A 24,067-nucleotide genomic window follows, 5' to 3' on the forward strand; every position below is an offset into this window, starting at 1 on the left:
ACCAGCCGCAGACTCTCTGTAAATGGTGAATATATGTACTCTTCTTTTTCATCGCAACAGTATGTCTGTCTATTATATAGGATGACCATAAAAAAGTCACGAGGTCCTTATGTGACCTTCTTAGCATGTCGTTTGACACTTAAAATTTTAGATAAAATAACAAATATCTGTCAAAATTTTTTAAAATAGGAGGATTAATTATATGTATAAAACATTATTCCTGCTGAATTTGTTAAATTGTTTTAATCAATTTACGCTTTAATTTGTTGAAGTGATTGAGACTTTAGTTTATAAAAATCCCTCTTTATCCCCATTTACGTTTTTAAAAAATATATGAAATTGATATTGCAATAAATTATTCTATTCATTATAATGAATTTGTTCACACGTTTGTGCTAGGCTCTTTACATAGTGAAAATTCAGAAAAAACAAAAGAAATAGAAAGTAACCTGTTTAGGGACTTTTTTACTCTATTTCTCATCTCTGAATCTTATCTTCTATCGAGACCTTTGAACTAAAAACATATTATAAGGGGGAATACAGTTGAAAAAGCGTTGGTCTGTTGTTACTTTAATGCTTATTTTCACACTTGTATTAAGCGCTTGTGGTTTCAGCGGAAACAAATCAGGCGACAGCAAGAGCAGTTCTGGAGAGGCTAAAACAACTTTAAATGTGAATATCTCCACTGAGCCTTTTTCTCTACATCCGGGATTGGCTAATGATTCAACTTCAGGAAGTGTCATCCGTCAGACTTTTGAGGGATTAACACGAATTAACGCTGAAGGAAAGCCAGAAAATGCAATGGCTTCTGATATCAAAACAAGTGCTGATGGTAAAACTTACACATTCACACTTCGTGATGCAAAATGGTCTAATGGTGACCCTGTCACAGCTAAAGATTTCGAATATGCTTGGAAATGGGCATTAGATCCTAAAAATGAATCTCAATATGCTTACCAGCTTTACTATATTAAAGGTGCTGAAGCAGCAAACAAAGGAAAAGCGAAAGTTGCTGATGTCGGCATTAAAGCTAAAGACGACAAAACGCTTGTAGTTGAGCTAGAGAACCCAACACCGTTCTTTACTGAACTAACTGCATTCTATACGTATATGCCAGTCAACCAAAAAGTGGCTGAAAAGAATAAAAACTGGTATACAAACGCTGGTGAAAACTACGTATCTAACGGACCATTCGTTCTTTCTCAATGGAAACACGGCGGCTCTATCACGCTTGAAAAGAACAACGAATACTGGGATAAAGATACTGTGAAATTGAAAAAGATCAACATGTCTATGATCAAAGATACAAACACTGAGCTTAGCATGTTCAAAAAAGGCGAGCTTGACTGGGCTGGTTCTCCAACTGGAAGCCTACCAACTGAGTCTTTACAAACATTGAAAAAAGAAGGCGGTCTTAAAATCCAAACGATCGCTGGTATCTATAACTACAAATTCAACACAAAAGTAAAACCTTTAAACAATGCAAACATCCGTAAGGCTCTTGCATACTCAATCAACCGTCAAGCAATCGTTGACAAAATTACGCAAGGTGAGCAAGTGCCAGCCATGGCAATCGTTCCACCAACAATGCAAGGATTCACTGATAACAAAACTGGCTACTTCAAAGACCACGATGTAGCAACTGCTAAAGAGCTTCTTGAAAAAGGTGTGAAAGAATTAGGTTATAAGTCTGTTTCTGATCTTCCAACATTGAAACTTTCTTACAACACAGATGAAGGCCACCAAAAGATTGCTCAAGCAATTCAAGAAATGTGGAAAAAAGATTTAGGTGTGAAAGTTGAACTTGATAACTCTGAGTGGAACGTATACATCGACAAAATCCACAGTGGAGACTACCAAATCGGACGTATGGGCTGGTTAGGTGACTTCAACGATCCAGTTAACTTCCTTGAACTTTACAAAGATAAAGACGGTGGAAACAACGACACTGGCTGGGAAAATAAAGAGTACAAACAATTGTTGAATGATTCTGCTAAAGAAACAGATAAAACGAAGCGTGAAGAAATGCTGAAAAAAGCAGAAGAAATCATCATCAACGATATGCCTGTAGCACCAATTTACTTCTACACTCAGCTTTGGGTACAAGATCCAAAACTAAAAGGTGTAGTTGTATCTGGACTAGGTGATGTTCAATACAAATGGGCACATTTCGAAAAGTAAGAGTTATAGTGTAAGAGATCTACGGCAAGGATCTTAAGGTATATGGAGGATGTCTCTCCATATACCTTTCTTGCTGATTAGAGAAATTGTTGTAAAATCATGGAGGTGCAATTCCGTTGCTTAAATATATCGGAAAGCGATTAATATATATTTTAATCACACTGTTTGTTATCGTAACTGCAACTTTCTTTCTCATGCAGGCAGCACCTGGTGGTCCATTCTCTGGTGAGAAGAAACTTCCTGCTGAAATTGAAGCAAACCTAAACGAGCATTACGGGTTGGACAAGCCCTTATTTGTTCAATATGTAAGCTACTTAGGTTCAGTTGCAAAATTAGATTTTGGTCCCTCTTTTAAATATAAAGGACAAACCGTAAATGACTTAATTAGTTCTGGATTCCCCGTTTCCTTTACCCTCGGAATTGAGGCAATTCTCCTCGCATTAGCATTTGGTGTATTGTTTGGGGTCCTTGCAGCGCTCTATCATAACAAGTGGCAAGACTATACGATTGCCATTTTAACGATCTTTGGAATCTCAGTTCCAAGTTTCATTTTAGCAGCGCTATTGCAATATGTATTTGCATCTGAGGCAAGCGCTATAGCGATCTTCCCAGTTGCAGGATGGGAGTCTTGGGCCAGCACCGTACTACCTTCTATTGCACTTTCCTTCATGCCAATGGCATTTATCGCTAGACTTGCACGGTCAAGTATGCTTGAAGTATTAAACAGTGACTACATTAGAACGGCTAGAGCGAAAGGATTAACAAAGTCAGCTGTGACGATTAAACACGCGATTCGAAACGCATTGTTACCTGTTATCACATACATGGGACCAATGGCTGCTTCTGTTTTAACAGGTAGTTTTGTCGTTGAGAAGATTTTTGGTATTCCTGGATTAGGCTCTCACTTTGTCACAAGCATTACAAACCGTGATTACACCGTCATCATGGGTGTTACAGTCTTCTACAGTATTATTCTATTAGTCAGTATTCTAGTCGTTGACGTTCTCTACGGTATTATCGATCCTAGAATTAAACTGACGAAGGCGAAGAAAGGGGTCTAACACATGGAAGAGTTGAGAAAAGATTTATTTGTGCCTGCGACAGCTGACGCAGCAGAATCTGAAAAAATTTCTAAACCTAGTCTATCTTTATGGAAGGATGCTATGCTTCGCTTCCGTGCAAATAAACTTGCAATGGTTGGACTCACAATCATTTTTATAATTGTAATGCTGGCGATCTTTGTTCCGATTTTTTCTAAATACGATTACTCTACAACTGATTTATTGAATGCTGACCAGCCGCCTTCAAAAGATCACTGGTTTGGTACAGATGACTTAGGACGCGACATGTTTGTACGTACATGGGTCGGGGCAAGAATTTCGATCTTCATCGGTCTTGCTGCAGCGCTCCTTGACGTGATCATCGGTATTATCTGGGGAAGTATTGCTGCATTCAAAGGCGGACGTACAGATGAAGTGATGATGCGTATTGCAGACGTTTTATGGGCAATTCCAACACTATTAATGGTTATCTTAATGATGGTTGTTCTGCCTAAAGGATTATTAACGATTATCCTCGCCATGACAGTCGTAGGCTGGATTAACATGGCACGTATTGTTCGGGGACAGGTTTTACAATTGAAGAGCCAAGAGTACGTTCTTGCAGCACAGACATTAGGTGCGAAAACATCTAGACTTTTATTTAAACACTTAATTCCAAACTCAATGGGACCGATTCTTGTGACAATGACATTAACAATTCCTTCTGCTATTTTCACAGAGGCGTTCCTAAGCTATCTAGGGCTTGGTGTACCGGCTCCATTAGCAAGTTGGGGAACAATGGCGTCTGACGGAATTCCGGCGATGACGTACTACCCATGGAGATTATGGTTCCCAGCCGCATTTATCTGTATTACAATGTTTGGTTTTAACGTGGTTGGAGACGGACTAAGAGACGCTTTAGATCCGAAGTTGCGTAAATAAGGAGTGATTAGGATGGAACGTGAACGTATTCTAGAGGTGAAAGACCTTGCAATCTCATTTAAAACATATGGTGGAGAGGTTCAAGCCATTCGTGGTGTGAACTTCCACTTAAATAAAGGCGAGACACTTGCTATTGTAGGTGAATCTGGCTCTGGTAAAAGTGTGACATCACAGGCCATCATGAGGTTAATTCCGATGCCGCCGGGTTATTTCAAGCGCGGACAGATCCTCTTTGATGGACAAGATATTGTCAAGAAGACCGAAAAACAAATGCAAACCATTCGAGGAAAAGACATCTCAATGATCTTCCAAGATCCGATGACTTCTTTGAACCCAACGATGAAAGTCGGGAAACAAATTACAGAAGTGCTGTTCAAACATGAACAAATTTCAAAAGAAGCGGCTGAAAAAAGAGCCATTGAATTATTAGAGCTTGTTGGTATTCCAATGCCAGAAAAAAGAATCAAACAATATCCGCACGAATTCAGCGGCGGGATGAGACAAAGGGTTGTTATCGCCATGGCACTCGCAGCAGATCCAAAGCTATTGATTGCCGATGAGCCGACAACTGCTCTTGATGTAACGATTCAGGCACAAATTTTAGAATTAATGAAAGAAATTCAGCAAAAGGTAGAAACGTCAATTATCTTTATTACACATGATCTAGGTGTTGTCGCCAACGTTGCTGATCGTGTAGCGGTTATGTATGCAGGCCAGATCGTAGAGACAGGTACGGTTGATGAAATTTTCTACAATCCGAAACATCCGTATACATGGGGACTTTTAGCATCAATGCCTAGCCTTGACACAGATGGCGGAGATGAAGGAAAGCTGACTGCGATCCCAGGAACACCACCAGATTTAACAAACCCGCCGAAAGGAGATGCATTTGCACTCCGAAGCGATTATGCAATGAAAATTGACTTCGAACAAGAACCACCAATGTTCAAAGTATCAGATACGCATTATGTGAAATCATGGCTACTTCATCCGAATGCACCTAAAGTTGAACCGCCTGCTTCTGTAAAGGCGAGAATGCGTGAACTAGAAGGTAGCTACGAAAAACCTGTATTAGTAAAAGAGGGTGAATAGCATGGCAGAAAAACTGTTAGAAATTAAAAATTTGAAGCAGCATTTCCATACGGCAAGAGGAACTGTAAAAGCAGTAGACGGAGTTTCATTTGATATTTATCAAGGTGAAACACTTGGTCTTGTAGGTGAGTCTGGTTGTGGTAAATCCACTACTGGGCGCTCCATCATTAGACTTTATGAAGCAACAGATGGTGAGGTTATTTATAAAGGAGAAAATGTACACGGGAAGAAATCAAGACAAAAAATGCTTGAGTTCAACCGTCAAATGCAGATGATCTTTCAAGATCCATATGCTTCATTGAATCCAAGAATGACAGTGCTTGACATCATTGCCGAGGGTATTGACATTCATGGCCTTGCGAAAACAAAGCAAGCGCGTAAAGAGCGTGTGTTCCAATTGCTTGAAACCGTTGGCTTGAACAAAGAGCATGCGAACAGATACCCGCATGAATTTTCAGGTGGCCAAAGGCAGCGTATCGGAATTGCCCGTGCATTAGCAGTAGAGCCAGATTTCATCATCGCTGATGAACCAATCTCTGCATTAGACGTGTCGATCCAAGCGCAGGTCGTCAACTTATTGAAAGAACTGCAAGAAGAAAAAGGTTTAACGTACTTATTCATTGCCCATGACCTGTCTATGGTAAAATACATCAGCGATCGTATTGGCGTGATGTATTTCGGGAAATTGGTTGAGCTGGCACCAGCGAATGAATTATACGAAAACCCGCTTCATCCTTATACAAAATCATTGCTATCTGCGATTCCGCTCCCAGATCCTGATTATGAGCGCAACCGCAAACGTATCAAGTATGATCCATCTGTTCACAAAGGAACAAACACCGAGTTCCGCGAAGTGAAACCAGGTCACTTTGTGAGCTGCACAGAGGAAGAATTCAAAGAGCTTCAGGCGAAACAATCATAAATAGAAAGAAGCACTGCTGAGTCAGTGCTTCTTTTTTATTTTACAAAAAAGCAAAAGAGTGGTAATTTTTAGTGGAGTACAAGCAGATACCGGAGGAAGTCAGATGCCGAATTGGAAAACTTTTCGTTATTCATTGCTTCATTTTTTCATCGTATTGATGCTTTTTTCAACGTCTTTTTTGAGGAAACCAAATGGAGGACAGTGGATGCTCGCATTTATGGTGCTCATTGGCATTGTGTCTTTTTCGGTGGAATATATGCTTAACCGGCATACAAGCCATCAGAAACAAGAAGCACGGCGCATGAGGTATCTTTATTTCATCATGTTTCAAATTGCGATGACACTCATCCTGTTTGTCACTTTTCAACTAGTCATCAACCGTTCGTTATAAAACTTTTTTTCGTCGCTTGAAAAAAAGTGAAACCACCTAGGGCATTACTGCGTCTTACTAGTACAGGCGTTTAAATAGCAGGAAATCGGGAATATCTAAGGAAGTGGTTCTTAACTATAGCATAAGGAGCAGATCCATGAATTGGTATGAAAAGCTCAGTGAATACTTCCCGATAGAAGAAATGAAGTCAAAAGAGCATATGGAAGCCTTATTAAAGGAAAGAAGTGATGTTTATCATAAGGAGGAAGGACCTCATCATGTGATGATGTACGCCGAATTTGATTCTTTCATCTTTATTGATTATTTATTTGTTTCCAAAGATGCAAGAGGTGAAGGCCTCGGATCAAAGCTGATCCATAAGCTGAAGGAAAAAAAGAAACCGATCTTGCTTGAAGTCGAGCCTGTAGATGAAGATGATGCAGATACTGCCAAACGCCTAAAGTTTTACCAAAGAGAGCACTTCAAGCATGCAGAATCAATCGGTTATAAACGAAGGTCACTTGCAACAAATGAAGTGAACCGCATGGAAATTCTTTATTGGTCGCCTCTTACAAATCATGAGGAAGAGATCATGGAAGCCATGAGGGAGACCTACGAACGAATCCATACGTATAAAGATGAAAAATGGTATGGACAATCGTATGAGGATGTTGATGATGTATTGAAGGTCATTGAAAATAGAAAACAAAAAAATATTTTCGATCATCTCGACTAAATGAGAATGTTCAGACATCAAACAGCACCACAAAATGAATGAAATTGTCTAGTTTTTGTCACAAAAATTGCAAGAAAAACTGTTCACACTTACTTTTTTATAGTATAATCACTATAAAGATTACTTATTTAGAACAATTTTAATTTGAGAATACAGATCAATATTCATTCTACAAATTGAGGAGTGAAGATTTATGGTAACATTATACACATCACCAAGCTGTACATCATGTAGAAAAGCAAGAGCGTGGTTAGAAGAGCACAATATTCCGTATCAAGAGAGAAACATTTTTTCTGAGCCTCTTTCAATCGATGAAATCAAAGAAATTCTTCGAATGACAGAAGACGGTACAGATGAAATTATCTCAACACGTTCGAAAGTATTCCAAAAACTAAATGTCAATGTTGAGACAATGCCGCTTCAACAATTGTATAAACTAATCAATGAGCATCCAGGTCTTTTAAGACGTCCAATTATCTTGGATGAAAAAAGACTACAAGTTGGGTACAATGAAGATGAAATTAGACGTTTCCTTCCAAGAACGGTTCGTACTTTCCAACTAAGAGAAGCTCAGCGACTTGCTAACTAATATAAAAACAAAAAGCTGCCGATCATTTGGCAGCTTTTTTTATTTATTTTCAGCTGTTTGTTCGTAAAAGAGGCTGGCTAATATGACCGTTGCGACTGTTAAAAATGGAAGCATTAATTCAAGTGTGGCATGCTGCGCCATAAATTCATTCAATTTCACATCACGGACAATCATTTCACCGCCAGTATAAGCCAAAAGAGCACTTCCGCCGTATAAAAGAAACGGAAATTTGGTTAAAGCTGCATGAATCAGTTTGCTTCCCCAAATAATAATCGGTACTGAAATCATGAGCCCAAAAGCGGTCAGAAGCATATTGCCTTTTGCCGCACCTGCAACCGCGATCACATTATCAAGTGACATAAACAGGTCTGCAATCACAATGGTTTGTACCGCACGCCAAAGGGAGCCGCTGCTTTTAATCCGAATCGATTCTTTCTTTTGTTCAATTAACAAATTGTATCCTATATAAAGGAGAAAAAGGCCGCCAATAAATTGCAAATAAGGAATGGTCAATAAATAAACTGCAGCACCTGTCATCGTAATTCTCATCAGCACGGCCAAAAGTGTGCCGATCCAAATGGCTTTATTGCGTTTTTCATTAGATAAGCTTCGACTGGCCATCGCAATGATTAACGCATTATCTCCGCCTAAAATCAGGTCTATGCCAATAATCATCAGTAAGGATACGATCCACTCTGTTTCCATCCATTTCACCTCATGTCCTAATAGAGCTCGTACAACCAATATATGAGGACAATTCAAATATATGTTTCTGCAAGTTTTCTCTGCAAAAAATGCGTTTTTATTTCTTTTATTTATGTTTTATCATAAAATAGACAGTACGAAGCAATACCTCAATTCTTTAAACGGTTAACATGTAGACGGAACGGGTAAAGTGTAGTAAAGTACTATTAATTGGGAGCTTGTATGTCCCTTCAACATCTTATATAGAAGGGAAGGTTGGCAAAATGGAAATTGAAAGAATTAATGAACATACAGTCAAATTTTATATTTCCTACGGTGATATTGAAGATCGCGGATTTGACCGTGAAGAGATTTGGTATAATCGTGAGCGCAGTGAAGAGCTGTTTTGGGAAGTAATGGACGAAGTGCACGAAGAAGAAGAATTTGCAGTAGAGGGACCGCTTTGGATTCAAGTACAGGCACTTGATAAAGGTCTTGAAATTGTCGTGACAAAAGCCCAACTTTCTAAAGATGGACAAAAGCTCGAATTGCCGATTCCAGAAGATAAAAAAGATCAAACAGATGAAGAAAGCTTAGACGCATTGCTTGATGATTTTCATAAAGAAGAGCAAGATCAAGAGGACCATAATGAGAAGGACAAAAAACTTCAACTCCAATTCGTGTTGAAAATGGATGACTTTGAAGATTTGATTGCACTTTCTCAATTAAATATGCAGGATTTTACCACAAGTTTATATTCGTTTGAAAACCGTTATTATCTATATGTTGACTTTCACGAGGATTTGTCAGATGAGCAGGTGGAGAATAAGCTCAGCATTTTGCTTGAATATGCTCATGAATCTGTGGTCAGCATCTACAGACTGCAAGAATATGGTCAGCTGATTATCGAAGGGAATGCCCTTGAAACGATTCAACAGCACTTCTCGTAACTAGCAAAAAGTCGATTTCTAAAGAGGAATCGGCTTTTTTATCTGAATGAATAGGTAAATAAAGAGATCGGCAAGGAGAAAATGAAATGAGAAATTTAGTCAAAGTTCTATTTTTTCTTATCATTACGATAGGTGCTTATTTAATCATTCAATTAATTGCCGGTGATTTAGCGGTAAGTGTATTAAGTTCTGTCAGTGTTCTATTTACTTTATCGATTATCTTCATCGGATTTGTTATTTTCTTAGAGAACCGAAATCCGTCTCAAACGATTACTTGGCTTGTCCTGCTTGGCAGCTTCCCGTTATTCGGATTTTTGTTCTATATTTTCTTTGGACGCAATATTAAAAAGCGCCGTCTGTTCGAAAAGAAAGCGGTACTCGACGAGCAGTTAATCCAGGAAGATGAACGTGTTCATAGAGAAACGATTGAAAAAATGACGCATATGGGTGATCATCAGCAGCTTTTATTTAAGCTAGCCCACAGACTTGGACATACCCCTATTACGTATCGCACGTCCTCTAAAGTCCTAACCAATGGTGAAGAAACCTTCTCTCATATTTTTGAAGAGATTAAAAAAGCAACACATCACATTCACCTAGAATATTATATTCTCCGCCACGATGACCTTGGCCAAGAATTAAAGGATATTCTCATTGAAAAAGCGAAAAATGGCGTGATTGTCCGTTTTTTATATGACGATGTAGGAAGCTTAAAGCTCTCTCGTCAATATGTTGCTGATCTAGAAAAGGCTGGCGTTCAGATCGTTCCGTTTTTGCCAGTAAGGCTACCCTTGTTAAATAATAAAATTAACTTCCGAAATCACCGGAAAATCGTCGTGATTGATGGAGAAGTAGGATTTGTCGGCGGACTTAACATTGGAGACGAATACATGGGCAGAAGCAGACAATATGGATTCTGGCGTGATACGCATCTAATGATTAAGGGCGAAGCTGTTCGTGACCTCCAGCAGATTTTCATGCAGGATTGGTATTATATGACGAATGAAAGATGTTCAGGCGTGGACTATTTCAAAGATTTCAGCCATGTGGAGAGTACAACAGAAGGTGTACAAATGATTGCTGGCGGTCCTGACAAACAGTGGGAGGTCATTAAAAATCTCTTTTTCTCTATGATCATTTCCGCCAAAAAGTCCATTTGGATCGCTTCACCGTATTTTGTGCCGGACGATGATATTTTGTCCGCATTGAAAATTGCTGCATTGAGCGGAGTAGATGTACGGATTATTGCTCCAAAGAATCCAGATAAGCGAATTGTCTTCCATGCGTCTCGTTCATACTTCCCGGAGCTTCTTGAAGCAGGGGCGAAGGTGTACGAGTATGATCAAGGCTTTATGCATAGTAAATTTATTATAGTGGACAGTGAGCTGGCTTCGATTGGAACGGCAAATATGGATATGAGAAGCTTTCATTTGAACTTTGAAGTGAATGCCTTCCTCTATAAAACGAAAAGCACAGAGAAGCTCGTCAACGACTTCTTAGGTGATTTAGAGCGGTCACATGAAATTGTTCCAGAAGAATTTGCAAAGAGACCTTTGAGGGTCAGACTATTTGAATCAACAGCAAGATTATTATCACCGCTTTTATAAAGATTGTATTTTCCCCCTTTTTATAAGGGGGATTTTTAATTTTTACTATGGAAATGGTCAGTAAAATCATATTTTGACACGATAAAAGTTCATTTTACCTATTCGCCTCCTTATAGACGAACAAGCTATGATACGGTCAACAAAGAGCGAGGGGCGAACTGAATGAATGCAGCAATCATGGATAACGGTAAGCTTATCCGAATTACACATCATTTATCGAAAAGACGGTTGGAGCATGTAAGAACTACGTGCAAATTTTATTGTCCAGAATGCAGGGAGGAGGTGCAATTAAAGCTGGGGGAGCATCGTGTCTATCATTTTGCGCATAAACAGCTGACAGCATGTCCGTTAGCCGCAGGCGAAACGGTTTATCATCAGGCAGGGAAGGAAGCCTTGATGAATTGGCTGAAGCGGCTTGGATATAAACCGGCGCTGGAACAGTATATCTCAAAGATTCATCAGCGTCCTGATGTGGCTGTTTCTACAGGAGAGGTGAGATATGCCATCGAATTTCAATGTGCAAATATTTCCCGGCAAGAGCTGCGCAAAAGAACAGAAGGCCTCCGTGAAGCAGAGCTCTTTCCAATATGGGTGATAGGGGCAAATCGTTTAAAACGAAAATCTGCCCAGCTTTTTTCTTTCTCTTCCATTCATTGGGGAATATTAAGAGAATCTCAGAAAAGGCGTCTGATTTTTTTCTGCCCAATTCAGAATAGATTCATTCATCTTGATCAAATCCTCGCGTTCCAACCAACAAAAATATGTGCCGAAATGACTGTCAGATCACCTTCAGCATACCGCGAACTTCCGGCACTTTTATCCCAGCCGCCTAGCAAGCGTCAAGTAAACGAACAATGGCTTAAATGTATTCAGCACTTTAGAATGCGTCCTCCTCGCATTTTATCAAATGAAAGTAAACGTTTGAGAGACATTTTTTATGAGCATCATCAAACAGCTTTCCCTTTTCTGCCAACTGAATTGTTTATTCCACTGCAAGAAGCGTATATCTTTACTAGTCCCGTGTATGTTTGGCAGGGATATCTGTATGATTGGATGATCAGAAAAAAAGGAAGCGGACGAGTGACGATTCAAATGTTGATGGAAGAAATCAATCGATGTGTACAGAGGAAAGAAGTGAAACTCCGATATGGCGATGTTTCAAGAGAAGAAATAAAAGAGGTGGTCACCGCATATGTAAAGGCGCTTGAGAGACAAGGGTTTTTACACATGACGAAAGAGGGTAATTATGAAATAGCATCGAATCAAATGCTGATCCGAACAGTAGATGAAGTGTTAAAACGTGATGCTTTCTTATTTCATTAGCATGTTTCATGACCACTTTGATCATGATAAGAAAAAGGTGGTGCTGCTATTGAATCGAAAGAAACGCTTTTTTCTCATTTTTTTAGTCTGTTTGGTATTTATTTCTGCATATGATTTGACAAATATAGTTCAAAACAAAGAAGATAAATACAACACCAATTTCTTTCACTTTCCGAAAGGTTGGTTCAACACAACTCATGCAAGGGGGATTCATATGACTTCACAAAGCAAAAACAACCATTTACCAGACAGAAGCGAAGTAAAAGAAGAAAACAAATGGCGTCTTGAAGATATTTTTGAAAGCGTCGAGGCATGGAACAAGGAATTCGAAGCGGTCAAAAAAGAAATTCCGAAGCTGGCCCAATTTAAAGGCAAGCTGGCCCATTCTGCTGATGTCCTGTATGAAGCCCTAACCTTTCAGGATCACCTTTCTGAAAAGCTTGGCAAGCTTTATACATATGCGCACATGAAATACGATGAAGATACAACGAACTCATCATTTCAGGCGCTAAATGATAAGGCATCGAATTTATTTACACAGCTGTCTAGTACATCTGCTTATATTGTTCCAGAGATACTATCAATTCAAGAAGATAAATTGCAGCAGTTTATTCTGGAAAAGGAAGAATTAAAGCTGTACTCACATGCTCTCGAAGAAATTAATAAAGAGCGTCCACATATTCTAAGTGAGGAGCAAGAAGCTTTATTAGCTGAGGCCTCTGAACCTCTCTCATCTTCATCCACTACTTTTAGTATGTTTAATAATGCCGATATTTCGTTCCCTTCTGTAAAGGATGAGAATGGGGAGGAAAAGAAAATTACCCACGGCAACTTTATCACATTTTTAAATAGTGATGATCGTGAAGTGAGGAAGAATGCCTTTAAAGCTGTGTATAAAACGTATGATCAATATAAGAATACACTTGCTTCTACACTGAGCGGTTCAATTAAGAAAGATAATTTTTATGCAAAAGTGAGAAATTACAAATCGGCAAGAGAAGCCGCCTTATCACGTAACAGTATTCCAGAAGAAGTGTATGACAATCTAATTGATACAGTTCATCAATATTTACCATTACTACACCGCTATATTGAACTACGTAAAAAGGTATTAAAGCTTGATGAAGTGCACAATTATGACTTGTATACACCGCTTGTGAAAGATGCTGGCATGAAGCTAACCTACGATGAAGCAAAAGATTATATGCTAAAAGGGTTAGCGCCATTAGGTGACGAATATGTGTCCGTGTTAAAAGAAGGACTAGAAAATCGCTGGGTAGACGTTTATGAGAATAAAGGGAAACGAAGCGGTGCTTATTCATCTGGAAGCTATGGCACAAATCCATATATCCTCATGAACTGGCAAAATAATATCGATAATTTATTTACACTGGCTCATGAATTTGGTCACTCCGTGCACAGCTACTATACAAGAAAGCATCAGCCATATCCGTATGGAAACTATAGTATTTTTGTAGCTGAAGTAGCTTCCACTACAAATGAAGCGTTACTAGGCGAATATCTGCTTAATCATTTAGATGATAAGAAGCAGCGCTTGTATGTGTTAAACCACTTGTTAGAAGGGTTTAGAGGAACGGTATTCAGACAAACGATGTTTGCTGAGTTTGAGCATCTTATTCATGTGAAAGCACAAGAAGGAGAGGCTTTAACGCCAGAATTTATGACGAACCTCTATTACGACCTGAATAAGAAGTATTTTGGTGATGGTATGGTGGTTGATAAGGAAATCGGATTGGAATGGACGAGAATCCCTCATTTCTATTACAACTATTATGTGTATCAATACGCGACAGGCTATAGTGCCGCACAAGCATTAAGCAAGCAAATATTACAAGAAGGAAAACCTGCGGTAGAGCGCTACACAGATTTTCTTAAAGCAGGAAGCTCTGATTATCCAATCAATGTGCTGAAAAAAGCAGGGGTTGATATGGCTTCTAAAGAACCAATCGAAGCAGCATGTCAATTGTTCGAAGAAAAACTGAAAGAAATGGAAGAGCTCATCTCAAAAACAGGTGAGTAATGAAAAGACTTCTGTCAGACGTGTGAGTGCCAGCTCATCTTTTGACAGGAGTTTTTTTCATATAAAAAAAGACCTCTTCGCATGTCGAGGTCGTTCCTTGTCAACCATTAACCTTTAAATCCTCTAAAGGTGTTGCGGTGATTCATTCGATAAAGAGTAAAAAGAATCGAAGCAAATAAGAGCGGAGACGTCACATAAAGAGGAAGCATTTTCATTAAGCCTAATATATTTAAAAAGAAACATAAGCCAATGGCAACAAGTCCAATGGTTGTGCTGCGCATGTAAATCCCCCCATTTTTTGTTACTTTCACTATATGAAAGTGACAACCCTCTTATGTTTTGTGACAAAAATATGAACATCTAGCATATCTGTTGTCATAAGTCGACAAAATTTGATATACTACAGATGTGAAATTAATCACATACAAACATTACCCCTTTGTTTGACCGTGAAAAATTTCTCCCATCCCCTTTGTTGTCGTTAAGACATAGTGAAACCGCGCTTATCCCGGCGCGGTTTCTTCGTGCTCTTAAACAGAACATTAGTTCTGTTTGGGGGTAAAGAAAAAACATGGGTCAGCACCCATGTTCATTCTCACAGCGATAGACATCAAGCTCTGTATGGCTCTCATTCTCTTTATGACGCCAAAACATTTCTTGATGCACTTGTACACGTTCTACCTTCTGAGCGAAGGCCAGCTTTTTCATTTCTCGTTCAACTTCTTCAAGCGTCAGATCATAGACAACAGCAATCTCTTTTGCTGATGCAAATTGAAAGTAAGCAATAAACCATTCAATAGGAGGCCGTTCTGAAGGTGTTGGGGTTTCACCAATCATTTCAAAAAGGATTTCCTCGTATACATCATAAGAGTACGCGCCTGATATTTTTAATCCTTCATCTCCGTTTACGGTATTGAAAAAGGCGAAGGTTGGAAGCTCAGATACGTCCATTTCAGCTGCAATTTTCATATCACATTGTAATGCTTTAACAGCACTTTGAGAATGAATATCGCGCTGGAATTCCTCGATGTCCAGTCCAGCATTTTTTGCATTTTCTAAGAGCACCTGTTCACTCGTGACATCTTGCTGATGGCAAAAAAGTGATTCCTGAACGAGACGCAGAAATTTCATTCCGCATTTTCTGCCTTGAAGCTCAGCCGCTTTTAGTGCGAGTGAAGCGAGATAGGGCGATGTCACAATTTGTTCAGACAGCATTTGTTCTTTTTTGGTCTGGGTTTTGGTGGCAAATTTCCCCCATGCTTCGGTCAGTAAATGTTTTTTTCTTTTCCGGTTCAAGGCATTAATACTAGAACTTGTGACCATTCGTAAAGTGAAAAAACGGCCAAATTTCATTTTCAATTTTTTAATGGATGGCTCTAATAACCAGCAGTCCGGGCTTAGAGGATCAATGAATACATAGATTTCAATCGGCTTTTGAGGATGTCCGTGACAGTGTGCGAAATATTGATCGTGCGTATTGCAGCTCAAGATCGTCCATCCTTTTCATGTGTTTGGTTGACCATATGACGAGCCGTCAGAGAAAGCCGTTCAAATAAAAAGTCACGAATATCGCCGGTTAGTTCTACTTGATCCATTGCATCCTCCATGCATTCAAGCCATGCGTCAGCCCGCTCCTCAGTAATCGGAAAAGGGAGATGTCTCGCCCGCAGCATTGGGTGGCCATGCTCCTCTGTATAAAGCGGGGGTCCGCCTAAATATTGCGTTAAAAACTGTTTTTGTTTTCTTGCTGTTTCTTTTAAGTCATCCGGGAAAATAGGATGAAGCAAAGGATGACACTTTACATTTTCATAAAAAGTATCAACAAGTTGCGATAGAAGTTCCTCTCCAACCGCTTCGTAAGGTGCGTTAAACGATTGTACCATGTTGACTACTCCTTTTACTTGTAGTTAATAGGATGAATGACTCATCCTATTGCAAATTTCATTTATTTCAAAAAGTGATATTCAGTTTGTTCTATTTTATTGTTTCTATTCTTGTAACTTATTTTAACAACCTCAACTCAATTCCACAAACAAACCGCTTTGGTCTGCTCGAAATAAAGAGTGGGGCAGGTTCCGTGATCAATTGACCATATCATAACACATTCAGTCAAAAAAGGGTGAAAAGCGACATACAAAAAACCGAAGAGGTTATTCTCTTCGGTTTAAGCGAAATATTGTGCTGTGATTTTCTTTACATAATTTTGTGTTTCTTTAAATGGAGGAATGCCTCCGTATTTGTCTACATTTCCTGAACCTGCATTATAGGCAGCTAAGGCGAGTGAGACATTTCCATTATATTTATGAAGCATTTGTTTTAAATATTTCGTTCCGCCTTCGATGTTTTGGGCGGCATCAAAGGCATTATTCACACCAAGTGACTTAGCAGTAGATGGCATGAGCTGCATGAGCCCAAGTGCACCTGCATGACTGACTGCATTCGTGCGATAGCCTGATTCTTGCTTGATGACTGCGTGAATCAGCTTTTCTGGAACACCGTGCTTTTGAGCCATTTGTGACACGATTTGATTAATCTCTTTTGATGATGATCCGCTTGAGACAGCCTTTTGAAGCGGCGGCGTGTAGCTGTTGTTTAAGACATTTCCAATGCCATTTGCCGTATTCAATTGAGTGTCATTTGAATATAATGGCTGAGTCTGAAGCTGGTCACTGCCTGCCATGGCAGCTAAGTACGGGTTTGTACGCGCATATTGTGTGTTCGGATCTGTTGCTGGGTCCGTGCCCATAAGAGCAGAGATGGAAAGCGGAAGACGTGATAAATCTGATCCGCCTAAAAAATCTTGCAGCAGTGACTGAAAGGAAGCTTGTGCATTCGATTCTTGACCTGCCGGCATTTGCGTTTGTGCTTGATCTGTTTGTAACGTTTTAAGCGCTTGAAGCTGCATAAAGGATTGAAGTTGATTGACGTTCATCATGTTCCTCCTTCAAGGAATTCATCTATTCTGTGTTTTCATTTTTTCTTCATAAAAACGAACCACTTTGTTTTTCGTGTTTCGTACAGGGATGTGAAATTTGTCGAGCAATGCGGAGAATGCGGCTTGTCCGATTTCCAGGTCGCTCACTTCAAATTCAAGTTCATAGTCCTCTACTGTTAAATATCGGCTGTGATCCAAAACAATTAAGCCTTCTTGGATCATTTTTTCTGCTCTTGACGTTTCAAGTGAACCAAAGTACTCAATTTGATCCTTTTGAATGTTCAGGTGATCTAACCTGTCCGCTACTTCACCTTCTGGCAGCTCAAAATCGTCAAATCTTGAAGGAGGAGCAATTGTTTGATGGGTTTCGAGCAAGCCTATTTCGTGCGGTTCCTTTAATGTAAGAACCCAATGACCGTCTTTTTCTCTCATTCTTAATGCAGCAAATTGAGATTTTATATCAAATTGAGGTGTATCAAAATAATAGTTGGTTTGCGTGTGGAAATCCGCATCGTTCAATTCAAAATGTTGCTTCAGCTGTTCAAATTCTTCTTTCATTAATAATTGCTTTAGTTCTATTTCAATTTCCTGTGCCATTTTGATATCAACCTTTCATTTAGAGGAAATATGATTATTGTACATGAAGTATGTTCACCATGTAAAAGAGTGTTTTATTCTCTATATTTTCTTTATACTTGTCCCAAAATGAATGGAGAATTATATGAAAGGAACATATAAAAGTGGAAAACAGGATTTTCTCAAGAAGTTCGGTTTATCAATATTGAACTTGATATGATAAAATAAAGCTGTACTTTGTTGTAAAGGAGATCATGATGCAAAACAGAATTGAAATCACAGAAGCAACTTTAAAAGAAGACAGGCTGATTTTGACGATCCAGTCAGAAGAGCAAATACAAAAAGCAAAAGCATCAGGACAAATGCTAGTTGATTCTGATCACTTTGCGTTCGTTTACATACTTGAAACAGAGGAGTCCTTTTCGTATCTTATTCTAGGAGAACATACATGGGCTCCATTAAAAGAAGCAATGAATCGTGACATCCCTGTCTATTTGGCATCGGATGACCATTCGCTGGAACTCATTCAGCTTCAACAGGAATTACATTATTTAATCGACAATATTAAAGACAATGCCAATTACGGAGATATGGAAGAGAAAGTGAAGAGCACATTCCTCTGAAATAATTAGGTATATGGAATTGGGGGAAGTTTCATGGACAAAAAACAATGGGATCAATTCCTCGCACCGTATAAACAAGCAGTCGAAGAATTAAAAGTGAAACTAAAAGGCATTCGAAAGCTGTATGAATTCGAGGATGACCATTCACCAGTAGAGTTTGTCACAGGCCGAGTGAAACCCGTAGCCAGCATATTAGAAAAGGCAAAGCGTAAAAACATCCCGATGCATGAGATTGAAACGATGCAGGATATTGCCGGGCTTCGCATTATGTGCCAGTTTGTAGAAGATATACAAGTCGTGAAGAAAATGCTCCAGTCACGTAAAGACTTTGTGGTTGTAGATAAACGCGACTATATTGCAGAACATAAAGAAAGCGGATACCGTTCGTACCACCTTGTTGTGTTATATCCGCTGCAAACGATCAACGGAGAGAAGCAGCTCCTTGTCGAAATCCAAATTCGCACGCTTGCGATGAACTTTTGGGCGACCATTGAGCATTCTCTGAATTATAAATATAGCGGAAATATCCCGGAGAAGGTCAAGCTACGCCTTCAAAGAGCATCTGAGGCAGCATCTCGTCTCGATGAAGAAATGTCCGAAATTAGAGGGGAAATTCAAGAAGCACAAGTCGCATTTTCCCGGAAAAAGAAAAACGACAGCTGAGCCTGTTTGATCAAATATGATGCTGCCCTCCCACAGCAGCAAGCTGGAAAAGGAGAAGAATTCATGAAATTTGCAGTTTCTTCGAAAGGGAATTCTGTTTCTGACACGCTCAAAAATAAAATTCAGACCTACTTATTGGATTTTGGTATGGAACTAAATGAAGAGGAACCGGACCTTGTCATTACAGTCGGTGGAGACGGCACCCTTCTCTATGCCTTTCACCGTTATAGCGACCGCCTGAATGAGACAGCTTTTGTCGGTGTTCACACAGGTCATCTTGGCTTTTATGCTGACTGGGTGCCGAGTGAAATTGAAAAACTCGTTTTAGCCATTGCGAAAACGCCTTATCATATAGTGGAATATCCGATCTTAGAAGTCATTGTTAGATACAACGATGGCGGAAGAGAAGAGAAATATTTAGCGATGAATGAATGTACGATTAAAAGTATGGAAGGAACGCTTGTGGCAGATGTTGAAATTAGGGGTCAGCTCTTTGAAACATTTAGAGGAGACGGCCTTTGTCTGTCTACACCATCTGGCAGTACGGCCTATAATAAGGCACTTGGTGGCGCCATTATTCACCCTTCCATTAGAGCCATTCAGCTGGCAGAAATGGCTTCAATCAACAACAGAGTGTTTCGGACGGTCGGCTCGCCGCTTATTTTGCCAGACCACCATACTTGTGTGATTAAACCGATGAATGATGTCGATTTTCAGGTGACCATTGATCATTTGACGCTGCTTCATAAAGATGTCAAGTCTATTCAATGCCGGGTGGCAGACGAGAATGTCCGTTTTGCCAGGTTTAGACCATTTCCGTTTTGGAAAAGGGTACAAGATTCCTTTATCGGAAAAGGCGAATAAGAAAGAGGTTGTTCTCGCTGGAATACTTTACGTTAAACAAAACCATGACAGCCAAAGAAGAAGGGCTGCTTTTAAAGGAGTATTTAATTGATCTTGGTATTTCGAAAAGAATGCTGACGGATATTAAATTTGATGGCGGTGACCTTCTCATTAATGGAGAGCATGTCACTGTGAAGTGCGAGCTGCATGAGGGGGACAGGCTCACCATTTTATTTCCCGAGGAAAAGGTCAGTGAAGGGCTGAAGCCTGCACCGATTCCGCTTGATATTTTATTTGAGGACGAGCATGTCCTTGTGCTGAATAAAAAGCCATATATTCCATCGATTCCTTCTCGGGAGCACCCTGAGCACAGTATTGCGAATGGATTACTGCACCATTATGCCAAGCAGTCTGTTCGCCTCACGGTTCATTTGGTGAACCGCCTTGATCGTGATACATCTGGCGTCATGCTTGTGGCGAAGCATCGCTTTGCCCACAGCCTTTTATCAAAGGCGCAAAAAAGTGGAGCGGTCAAGCGAACGTACAGAGCGTTTACACATGGCGTGATCACAGAAAAGCATGGAACCATCGTTGCAAAAATTGCTCGAAAAGGGGATAGTATCATCGAGCGGATGGTTGATGATACGGGGCAGGAGGCAGTAACGCATTATACAGTGCGAGCAGTGGATGCTGAGTTGAATATGTCAGATGTGTCTCTTACACTTGAAACCGGGAGAACGCATCAAATTCGTGTTCATATGAAGTATCTTGGCCATCCACTCATCGGAGATACGTTGTATGGAGGAACGGCCGAGCGGATGGACAGGCAGGCTCTGCACAGTGAGACCCTTATGTTTCCTCATCCGATGACAGGTGAGCAAATGACATTTTCGGCTCCGCTCCCTGATGATATGAAATCATTGCTTCTTTAAATAGAGAAACCCGGACAGCTGCAGCGCAGAGCCGGGTTTTTTTATGATGTGAAATGCTGAAACCTTGATTCGTCATAAGGCATAGAGGAAGGAACTGAGACTGTTTTAAGCTCTGGGTATGTGAGGGCAGACAGCTGGTTGCCAAACACGCAGCCTGTATCAATATTAACGGTTCTGCCAACGAATCGAGGTTCTTTCACTGGGGTGTGGCCGTACACAATCCACGGTTTTCCATGATACTCCTTTGCCCAGTCTTTTCGAACAGGCCGTCCATCTGGCCAGGTTTCTCCTGTGACGGCACCAAATAATAGATAGGACCGCATCTGTTTATTCGGCTTTCTTCCAATATCCTTTTCCTTCATTGCTGCGTGTGCAATGATCAGCTCATCAGGAATCAGTACATCATAAAGCGGAGCCTTCTCAAATAACTGCTTAAATTCATGTGACAATTTGTTTTGTTCATGAATGGGCAGTTTTTTTATTTCGTTCACTGTGGTTTCAATGCCATGAAGCAATTTCACGGGATTTCCTTTCAAATAGCGATAAAGCTTAAAGCAATGGTTGCCGGGTACATAGCGGATTGCGCCGTGTGAATAGGCATGAATGACAAAGCGCATGACATCTACTGACTGAGGACCTCGATCTGTTAAATCACCAACAAGGGCAAGCGTTCTCTTATCAGGATGGACGGGTAATCCATGTTTGAGTTCGTATCCTAGTTTGTGTATGAGGGTAAGCAGCTCTTCGTAGCAACCGTGGATATCGCCAATGATATCGAATTTCATAGGGTTTCCTCCTGATTTTTTCATCCATTCATCGGATATAAAGAAGTTTGAATTTTAGAAAATATAACGAATGACTTTCATTTCACTTGGGCAATTGTTAGAATCAATGCTTTAACGTAAGACTTAAAATATTAAACATACATGTTAGGAGGCTTTGCCAATGGAGCATACATCTGTTTCATCACTCGTTGTCGTAATTATTGTCGCCTTTTTCACCCCCATTTTATTGCACCGATTTAAGCTGACCATTCCGGTCGTTGTAGCTGAAATCATCATGGGGCTCATCATTGGAAAAAGCGGTCTTCAACTGGTTGTCGAACATGATGCGTGGTTAGATACGTTATCTATGCTCGGTTTTATTTTTCTGATGTTTTTAAGTGGACTTGAAATAGATTTTTCTTCTTTTGAATCAAAGAAGAAAGCACGAGAACTTCCAAATGGCTTAAAAGAACCAAATACGTTTAAAGCAGCCACCATTATTTTTCTTGGGGTATTTTGTATTTCTTTTATTTTGTCCTATGCGTTTGTACTCGCAGGGTTTATCCAAAATGCCTTCTTAATGACGCTCATTATATCTACCATCTCATTAGGGGTTGTGGTTCCCACCTTAAAAGAGGAAAAGTTGATGCAGACGAATATCGGTCAAATTATTCTGCTTGTTGCGGTCATTGCTGATTTGGTCACGATGATTTTACTTGCTGTATTTTCCTCTATTTATGGAGATGGGACAGGAAACATGTGGCTCCTGCTCTTATTATTTGCTGCAGGTATTCTTCTTTATTTATTTGGCCGCGTATTTAAGACAAAGTCGATTTTTGAGTCGATGTCAAAAGGCACCGTGCAAATTGGGACAAGGGCGATCTTTACTCTCATTATAGTCTTAGTTGCCTTATCTGAATCACTTGGGGCAGAAAATATTCTTGGGGCGTTTTTAGCCGGCGTCCTTGTGTCTCTTCTTTCGCCCAATAAAGAGCTTGTCCAGCAGCTGGACTCCTTTGGATACGGATTTTTAATCCCGATCTTTTTCGTGATGGTCGGAGTGGATCTGAACATATGGGCACTGTTTAAAGACCCAACCATTATGATCATGATTCCGCTTTTGTTTATTGCATTGCTTATTAGTAAGCTCATTCCGATCCTTTATTTGAAAAAATGGTATGACATGAAAAAGGTCATCGGCTCCGGCTTTTTATTAACTTCAACGTTATCACTCGTTATTGCAGCTGCTACAATTGGTGAGCGGCTCGGTGTCATTGATCACAAAATGTCTGGAGCACTCATTTTAGTCGCTGTGTTAACAAGTATTTTAACACCTGTTTGGTTTAAAGCACTGTTTAAAAAAGAACAAGCAGCAAGCCATAAGAAGCGTGTGACTTTTATTGGTGCAAATCAGCTGACCTTACCTGTCACACTTGATTTGCATCAGGATGAATATGATATTCGAATTTTGCATGTCTTTCAAGAAAATAAGGAAGCGCTGCTGGCAGATTCCATTTTTGAAGTCGAATCAATTGAGCAATACGATGATGAGACGCTGAGGAAGGCAGGCATCGGTCAAGAGGATGTCCTCGTTGTAGCAACAGGCAGTGAGACGAAAAATAAGGAAATTGCTTTATTTGCAAAAGAAGAAGGAGCGAAACAAGTCATTGCAAGTGTCAATAAAGCAGAAACGGAGCTGACATTGAAGGAAGCAGGCGTTGATACGTTTTCTACTTTCCTATCATCTAAAACGGTGCTAAGAGCTTTGATTGAAGCACCTGATGCGATTCGTTTGTTAACAAATGAGGATACTTCTTTGTATCAAATTCAAATGAATAATCATCGTTATCATAATGTCATGCTGCGAGAATTTCCTTTTACGGGTGACTTGGTATTTGTCCGTATTTTCAGAGGGATAGACAGTTTAGTCCCGCATGGAGATACGACGCTTAGAAGCGGCGACCGTGTGCTTGTATCGGGCTCCCGGGAGTATGTGGCAGGACTAAGAGCCCAACTAGAGTGACAATGAACCCTTGACCAATGAACAATTCCTGATTAAGATAGAGGTACAACATCATATATTTGATCCACTAGGGGAGTCCTTTAAAAGGGCTGAGATAAAAGTGTTGACTTTTAGACCCTCATTACCTGAACAGGTTCATACCTGCGTAGGGAAGTGGTGCGGTTTTTGACTATGCTTTTTACAAATTCCAAGCCACTTTCCATGCGGAAAGTGGCTTTTTTATATGGAAAA

24 protein-coding genes, 1 pseudogene, 1 riboswitch and 1 other annotated feature (1 of these 27 running past the window's edge) are annotated in these 24,067 nt (G+C 39.9%); of the genes and pseudogenes, 18 read left to right on the forward strand and 7 right to left on the reverse strand.

Going from position 1 to position 24,067, the window contains the following annotated elements:
- Positions 1-61, reverse strand: a binding site (T-box leader); it reaches 159 nt to the left of the window's first position.
- 482 nt (positions 62-543) lie between these two features.
- The 8 genes from AKG37_RS15320 to spxA all read left to right on the forward strand — a co-directional run bounded on the left by AKG37_RS15320 (position 544) and on the right by spxA (position 7,872).
- Positions 544-2,181 carry a peptide ABC transporter substrate-binding protein gene (locus tag AKG37_RS15320; RefSeq protein ID WP_060699591.1) on the forward strand — a complete coding sequence of 546 codons (1,638 nt, stop codon included), beginning with the start codon at positions 544-546 and terminating at the stop codon, positions 2,179-2,181.
- A gap of 116 nt (positions 2,182-2,297) precedes the next feature.
- Positions 2,298-3,242 (forward strand): ABC transporter permease, encoded by a 945-nt coding sequence (locus AKG37_RS15325; protein ID WP_060699592.1) that lies wholly within the window; start codon positions 2,298-2,300, stop codon positions 3,240-3,242.
- Between the two features lie 3 nt (positions 3,243-3,245).
- The gene (locus tag AKG37_RS15330; protein WP_060699593.1) at positions 3,246-4,163 is read left to right on the forward strand and encodes an ABC transporter permease; all 918 of its coding nucleotides are present in this window, start codon (positions 3,246-3,248) and stop codon (positions 4,161-4,163) included.
- 12 nt (positions 4,164-4,175) lie between these two features.
- The gene (locus AKG37_RS15335; RefSeq protein ID WP_060699594.1) at positions 4,176-5,255 is read left to right on the forward strand and encodes an ABC transporter ATP-binding protein; all 1,080 of its coding nucleotides are present in this window, start codon (positions 4,176-4,178) and stop codon (positions 5,253-5,255) included.
- A 1-nt stretch (position 5,256) separates the two neighbouring features.
- Positions 5,257-6,177, forward strand: coding sequence for an ABC transporter ATP-binding protein (locus tag AKG37_RS15340; protein WP_060699595.1), 921 nt, complete (start codon positions 5,257-5,259; stop codon positions 6,175-6,177).
- A 103-nt stretch (positions 6,178-6,280) separates the two neighbouring features.
- Positions 6,281-6,568: a hypothetical protein gene (locus tag AKG37_RS15345; RefSeq protein WP_060699596.1), complete on the forward strand. Its 288-nt coding sequence runs from the start codon at positions 6,281-6,283 to the stop codon at positions 6,566-6,568.
- A 136-nt stretch (positions 6,569-6,704) separates the two neighbouring features.
- Positions 6,705-7,283, forward strand: a complete 579-nt coding sequence (locus tag AKG37_RS15350) for a GNAT family N-acetyltransferase (RefSeq protein WP_060699597.1) — start codon at positions 6,705-6,707, stop codon at positions 7,281-7,283.
- A 193-nt stretch (positions 7,284-7,476) separates the two neighbouring features.
- Positions 7,477-7,872, forward strand: a complete 396-nt coding sequence (gene spxA / locus AKG37_RS15355; protein ID WP_003211421.1) for a transcriptional regulator SpxA — start codon at positions 7,477-7,479, stop codon at positions 7,870-7,872.
- A 39-nt stretch (positions 7,873-7,911) separates the two neighbouring features.
- Here the strand turns inward: spxA and AKG37_RS15360 are convergent, their stop codons facing one another.
- Positions 7,912-8,577, reverse strand: a complete 666-nt coding sequence (locus AKG37_RS15360; RefSeq protein WP_060699598.1) for a TerC family protein — start codon at positions 8,575-8,577, stop codon at positions 7,912-7,914.
- A 176-nt stretch (positions 8,578-8,753) separates the two neighbouring features.
- Between AKG37_RS15360 and AKG37_RS19420 the strand changes: the two are divergent.
- From AKG37_RS19420 to pepF, 5 genes and pseudogenes are all read left to right on the forward strand, one after another.
- Positions 8,754-8,871: pseudogene (locus AKG37_RS19420) on the forward strand (hypothetical protein); the annotation flags it as partial.
- Positions 8,841-9,506 carry an adaptor protein MecA gene (gene mecA, locus AKG37_RS15365; RefSeq protein ID WP_060699599.1) on the forward strand — a complete coding sequence of 222 codons (666 nt, stop codon included), beginning with the start codon at positions 8,841-8,843 and terminating at the stop codon, positions 9,504-9,506. The pseudogene AKG37_RS19420 and the gene mecA, both read left to right, overlap by 31 nt.
- An 86-nt stretch (positions 9,507-9,592) precedes the next feature.
- Entirely contained in the window at positions 9,593-11,113 is a 1,521-nt protein-coding gene (gene cls, locus AKG37_RS15370) for a cardiolipin synthase (RefSeq protein ID WP_060699600.1), read from the forward strand.
- A 162-nt stretch (positions 11,114-11,275) separates the two neighbouring features.
- Complete coding sequence (locus AKG37_RS15375) at positions 11,276-12,436, forward strand: competence protein CoiA family protein (RefSeq protein WP_060699601.1); 1,161 nt, start codon at positions 11,276-11,278, stop codon at positions 12,434-12,436.
- 214 nt (positions 12,437-12,650) lie between these two features.
- Positions 12,651-14,477 carry an oligoendopeptidase F gene (pepF, locus tag AKG37_RS15380; RefSeq protein ID WP_338021072.1) on the forward strand — a complete coding sequence of 609 codons (1,827 nt, stop codon included), beginning with the start codon at positions 12,651-12,653 and terminating at the stop codon, positions 14,475-14,477.
- A gap of 107 nt (positions 14,478-14,584) precedes the next feature.
- Here pepF and AKG37_RS19055 read toward each other — a convergent pair whose 3' ends face one another.
- The 5 genes from AKG37_RS19055 to AKG37_RS15400 form a co-directional block, all read right to left on the reverse strand.
- Positions 14,585-14,758, reverse strand: a complete 174-nt coding sequence (locus AKG37_RS19055) for a hypothetical protein (protein WP_162838487.1) — start codon at positions 14,756-14,758, stop codon at positions 14,585-14,587.
- A gap of 295 nt (positions 14,759-15,053) precedes the next feature.
- Positions 15,054-15,965: a ClpXP adapter SpxH family protein gene (locus AKG37_RS15385; protein WP_060699603.1), complete on the reverse strand. Its 912-nt coding sequence runs from the start codon at positions 15,963-15,965 to the stop codon at positions 15,054-15,056.
- On the reverse strand, positions 15,962-16,360 hold the full coding sequence (locus tag AKG37_RS15390; RefSeq protein ID WP_060699604.1) for a globin domain-containing protein: 399 nt from the start codon (positions 16,358-16,360) through the stop codon (positions 15,962-15,964). The genes AKG37_RS15385 and AKG37_RS15390 overlap by 4 nt, the downstream gene beginning before the upstream one ends.
- 281 nt (positions 16,361-16,641) lie before the next feature.
- A complete protein-coding gene (locus AKG37_RS15395; RefSeq protein ID WP_060699605.1) occupies positions 16,642-17,409 on the reverse strand; it encodes a lytic transglycosylase domain-containing protein in 768 nt (255 codons plus the stop codon).
- Positions 17,410-17,430: 21 nt separating this feature from the next.
- Positions 17,431-18,009, reverse strand: a complete 579-nt coding sequence (locus AKG37_RS15400) for a CYTH domain-containing protein (protein WP_060699606.1) — start codon at positions 18,007-18,009, stop codon at positions 17,431-17,433.
- A 236-nt stretch (positions 18,010-18,245) separates the two neighbouring features.
- Between AKG37_RS15400 and AKG37_RS15405 the strand changes: the two genes are divergently transcribed.
- The 4 genes from AKG37_RS15405 (at position 18,246) to AKG37_RS15420 (ending at position 21,049) form a co-directional block, all read left to right on the forward strand.
- Positions 18,246-18,611, forward strand: coding sequence for a UPF0738 family protein (locus tag AKG37_RS15405; protein ID WP_060699607.1), 366 nt, complete (start codon positions 18,246-18,248; stop codon positions 18,609-18,611).
- 33 nt (positions 18,612-18,644) lie between these two features.
- Positions 18,645-19,274: a GTP diphosphokinase gene (gene yjbM / locus AKG37_RS15410; protein WP_039177834.1), complete on the forward strand. Its 630-nt coding sequence runs from the start codon at positions 18,645-18,647 to the stop codon at positions 19,272-19,274.
- A gap of 63 nt (positions 19,275-19,337) precedes the next feature.
- Positions 19,338-20,138 (forward strand): NAD kinase, encoded by an 801-nt coding sequence (locus tag AKG37_RS15415; RefSeq protein ID WP_060596013.1) that lies wholly within the window; start codon positions 19,338-19,340, stop codon positions 20,136-20,138.
- Between the two features lie 17 nt (positions 20,139-20,155).
- Positions 20,156-21,049 carry an RluA family pseudouridine synthase gene (locus AKG37_RS15420; RefSeq protein ID WP_193391721.1) on the forward strand — a complete coding sequence of 298 codons (894 nt, stop codon included), beginning with the start codon at positions 20,156-20,158 and terminating at the stop codon, positions 21,047-21,049.
- Between the two features lie 41 nt (positions 21,050-21,090).
- On the opposite strand, the gene prpE is transcribed toward AKG37_RS15420, so the two are convergent.
- On the reverse strand, positions 21,091-21,834 hold the full coding sequence (gene prpE, locus AKG37_RS15425) for a bis(5'-nucleosyl)-tetraphosphatase PrpE (RefSeq protein ID WP_060699608.1): 744 nt from the start codon (positions 21,832-21,834) through the stop codon (positions 21,091-21,093).
- A gap of 160 nt (positions 21,835-21,994) precedes the next feature.
- On the opposite strand from prpE, the gene AKG37_RS15430 reads away from it, so the two are divergent.
- The gene (locus AKG37_RS15430) at positions 21,995-23,836 is read left to right on the forward strand and encodes a monovalent cation:proton antiporter family protein (RefSeq protein ID WP_060699609.1); all 1,842 of its coding nucleotides are present in this window, start codon (positions 21,995-21,997) and stop codon (positions 23,834-23,836) included.
- Between the two features lie 59 nt (positions 23,837-23,895).
- A riboswitch (TPP riboswitch) is annotated at positions 23,896-24,005 on the forward strand.
- Positions 24,006-24,067: the final 62 nt, after the last annotated feature.

The organism is Bacillus australimaris (genome assembly GCF_001307105.1).
GTDB classification, from domain to species: domain Bacteria; phylum Bacillota; class Bacilli; order Bacillales; family Bacillaceae; genus Bacillus; species Bacillus australimaris.

What these genes read in the sequence shown, in the direction of transcription:
- AKG37_RS15330 (WP_060699593.1), top strand. Translation starts at nt 3,246, where the DNA reads ATGGAAGAGTTGAGAAAAGATTTATTTGTGCCTGCGACAGCTGACGCA.
- AKG37_RS15335 (WP_060699594.1), top strand. Translation starts at nt 4,176, where the DNA reads ATGGAACGTGAACGTATTCTAGAGGTGAAAGACCTTGCAATCTCATTT.
- AKG37_RS15340 (WP_060699595.1), top strand. Translation starts at nt 5,257, where the DNA reads ATGGCAGAAAAACTGTTAGAAATTAAAAATTTGAAGCAGCATTTCCAT.
- AKG37_RS15345 (WP_060699596.1), top strand. Translation starts at nt 6,281, where the DNA reads ATGCCGAATTGGAAAACTTTTCGTTATTCATTGCTTCATTTTTTCATC.
- AKG37_RS15350 (WP_060699597.1), top strand. Translation starts at nt 6,705, where the DNA reads ATGAATTGGTATGAAAAGCTCAGTGAATACTTCCCGATAGAAGAAATG.
- spxA (WP_003211421.1), top strand. Translation starts at nt 7,477, where the DNA reads ATGGTAACATTATACACATCACCAAGCTGTACATCATGTAGAAAAGCA.
- AKG37_RS15360 (WP_060699598.1), bottom strand. Translation starts at nt 8,577, where the DNA reads ATGGAAACAGAGTGGATCGTATCCTTACTGATGATTATTGGCATAGAC.
- mecA (WP_060699599.1), top strand. Translation starts at nt 8,841, where the DNA reads ATGGAAATTGAAAGAATTAATGAACATACAGTCAAATTTTATATTTCC.
- cls (WP_060699600.1), top strand. Translation starts at nt 9,593, where the DNA reads ATGAGAAATTTAGTCAAAGTTCTATTTTTTCTTATCATTACGATAGGT.
- AKG37_RS15375 (WP_060699601.1), top strand. Translation starts at nt 11,276, where the DNA reads ATGAATGCAGCAATCATGGATAACGGTAAGCTTATCCGAATTACACAT.
- pepF (WP_338021072.1), top strand. Translation starts at nt 12,651, where the DNA reads ATGACTTCACAAAGCAAAAACAACCATTTACCAGACAGAAGCGAAGTA.
- AKG37_RS19055 (WP_162838487.1), bottom strand. Translation starts at nt 14,758, where the DNA reads ATGCGCAGCACAACCATTGGACTTGTTGCCATTGGCTTATGTTTCTTT.
- AKG37_RS15390 (WP_060699604.1), bottom strand. Translation starts at nt 16,360, where the DNA reads ATGGTACAATCGTTTAACGCACCTTACGAAGCGGTTGGAGAGGAACTT.
- AKG37_RS15395 (WP_060699605.1), bottom strand. Translation starts at nt 17,409, where the DNA reads ATGAACGTCAATCAACTTCAATCCTTTATGCAGCTTCAAGCGCTTAAA.
- AKG37_RS15400 (WP_060699606.1), bottom strand. Translation starts at nt 18,009, where the DNA reads ATGGCACAGGAAATTGAAATAGAACTAAAGCAATTATTAATGAAAGAA.
- AKG37_RS15405 (WP_060699607.1), top strand. Translation starts at nt 18,246, where the DNA reads ATGCAAAACAGAATTGAAATCACAGAAGCAACTTTAAAAGAAGACAGG.
- yjbM (WP_039177834.1), top strand. Translation starts at nt 18,645, where the DNA reads ATGGACAAAAAACAATGGGATCAATTCCTCGCACCGTATAAACAAGCA.
- AKG37_RS15415 (WP_060596013.1), top strand. Translation starts at nt 19,338, where the DNA reads ATGAAATTTGCAGTTTCTTCGAAAGGGAATTCTGTTTCTGACACGCTC.
- prpE (WP_060699608.1), bottom strand. Translation starts at nt 21,834, where the DNA reads ATGAAATTCGATATCATTGGCGATATCCACGGTTGCTACGAAGAGCTG.
- AKG37_RS15430 (WP_060699609.1), top strand. Translation starts at nt 21,995, where the DNA reads ATGGAGCATACATCTGTTTCATCACTCGTTGTCGTAATTATTGTCGCC.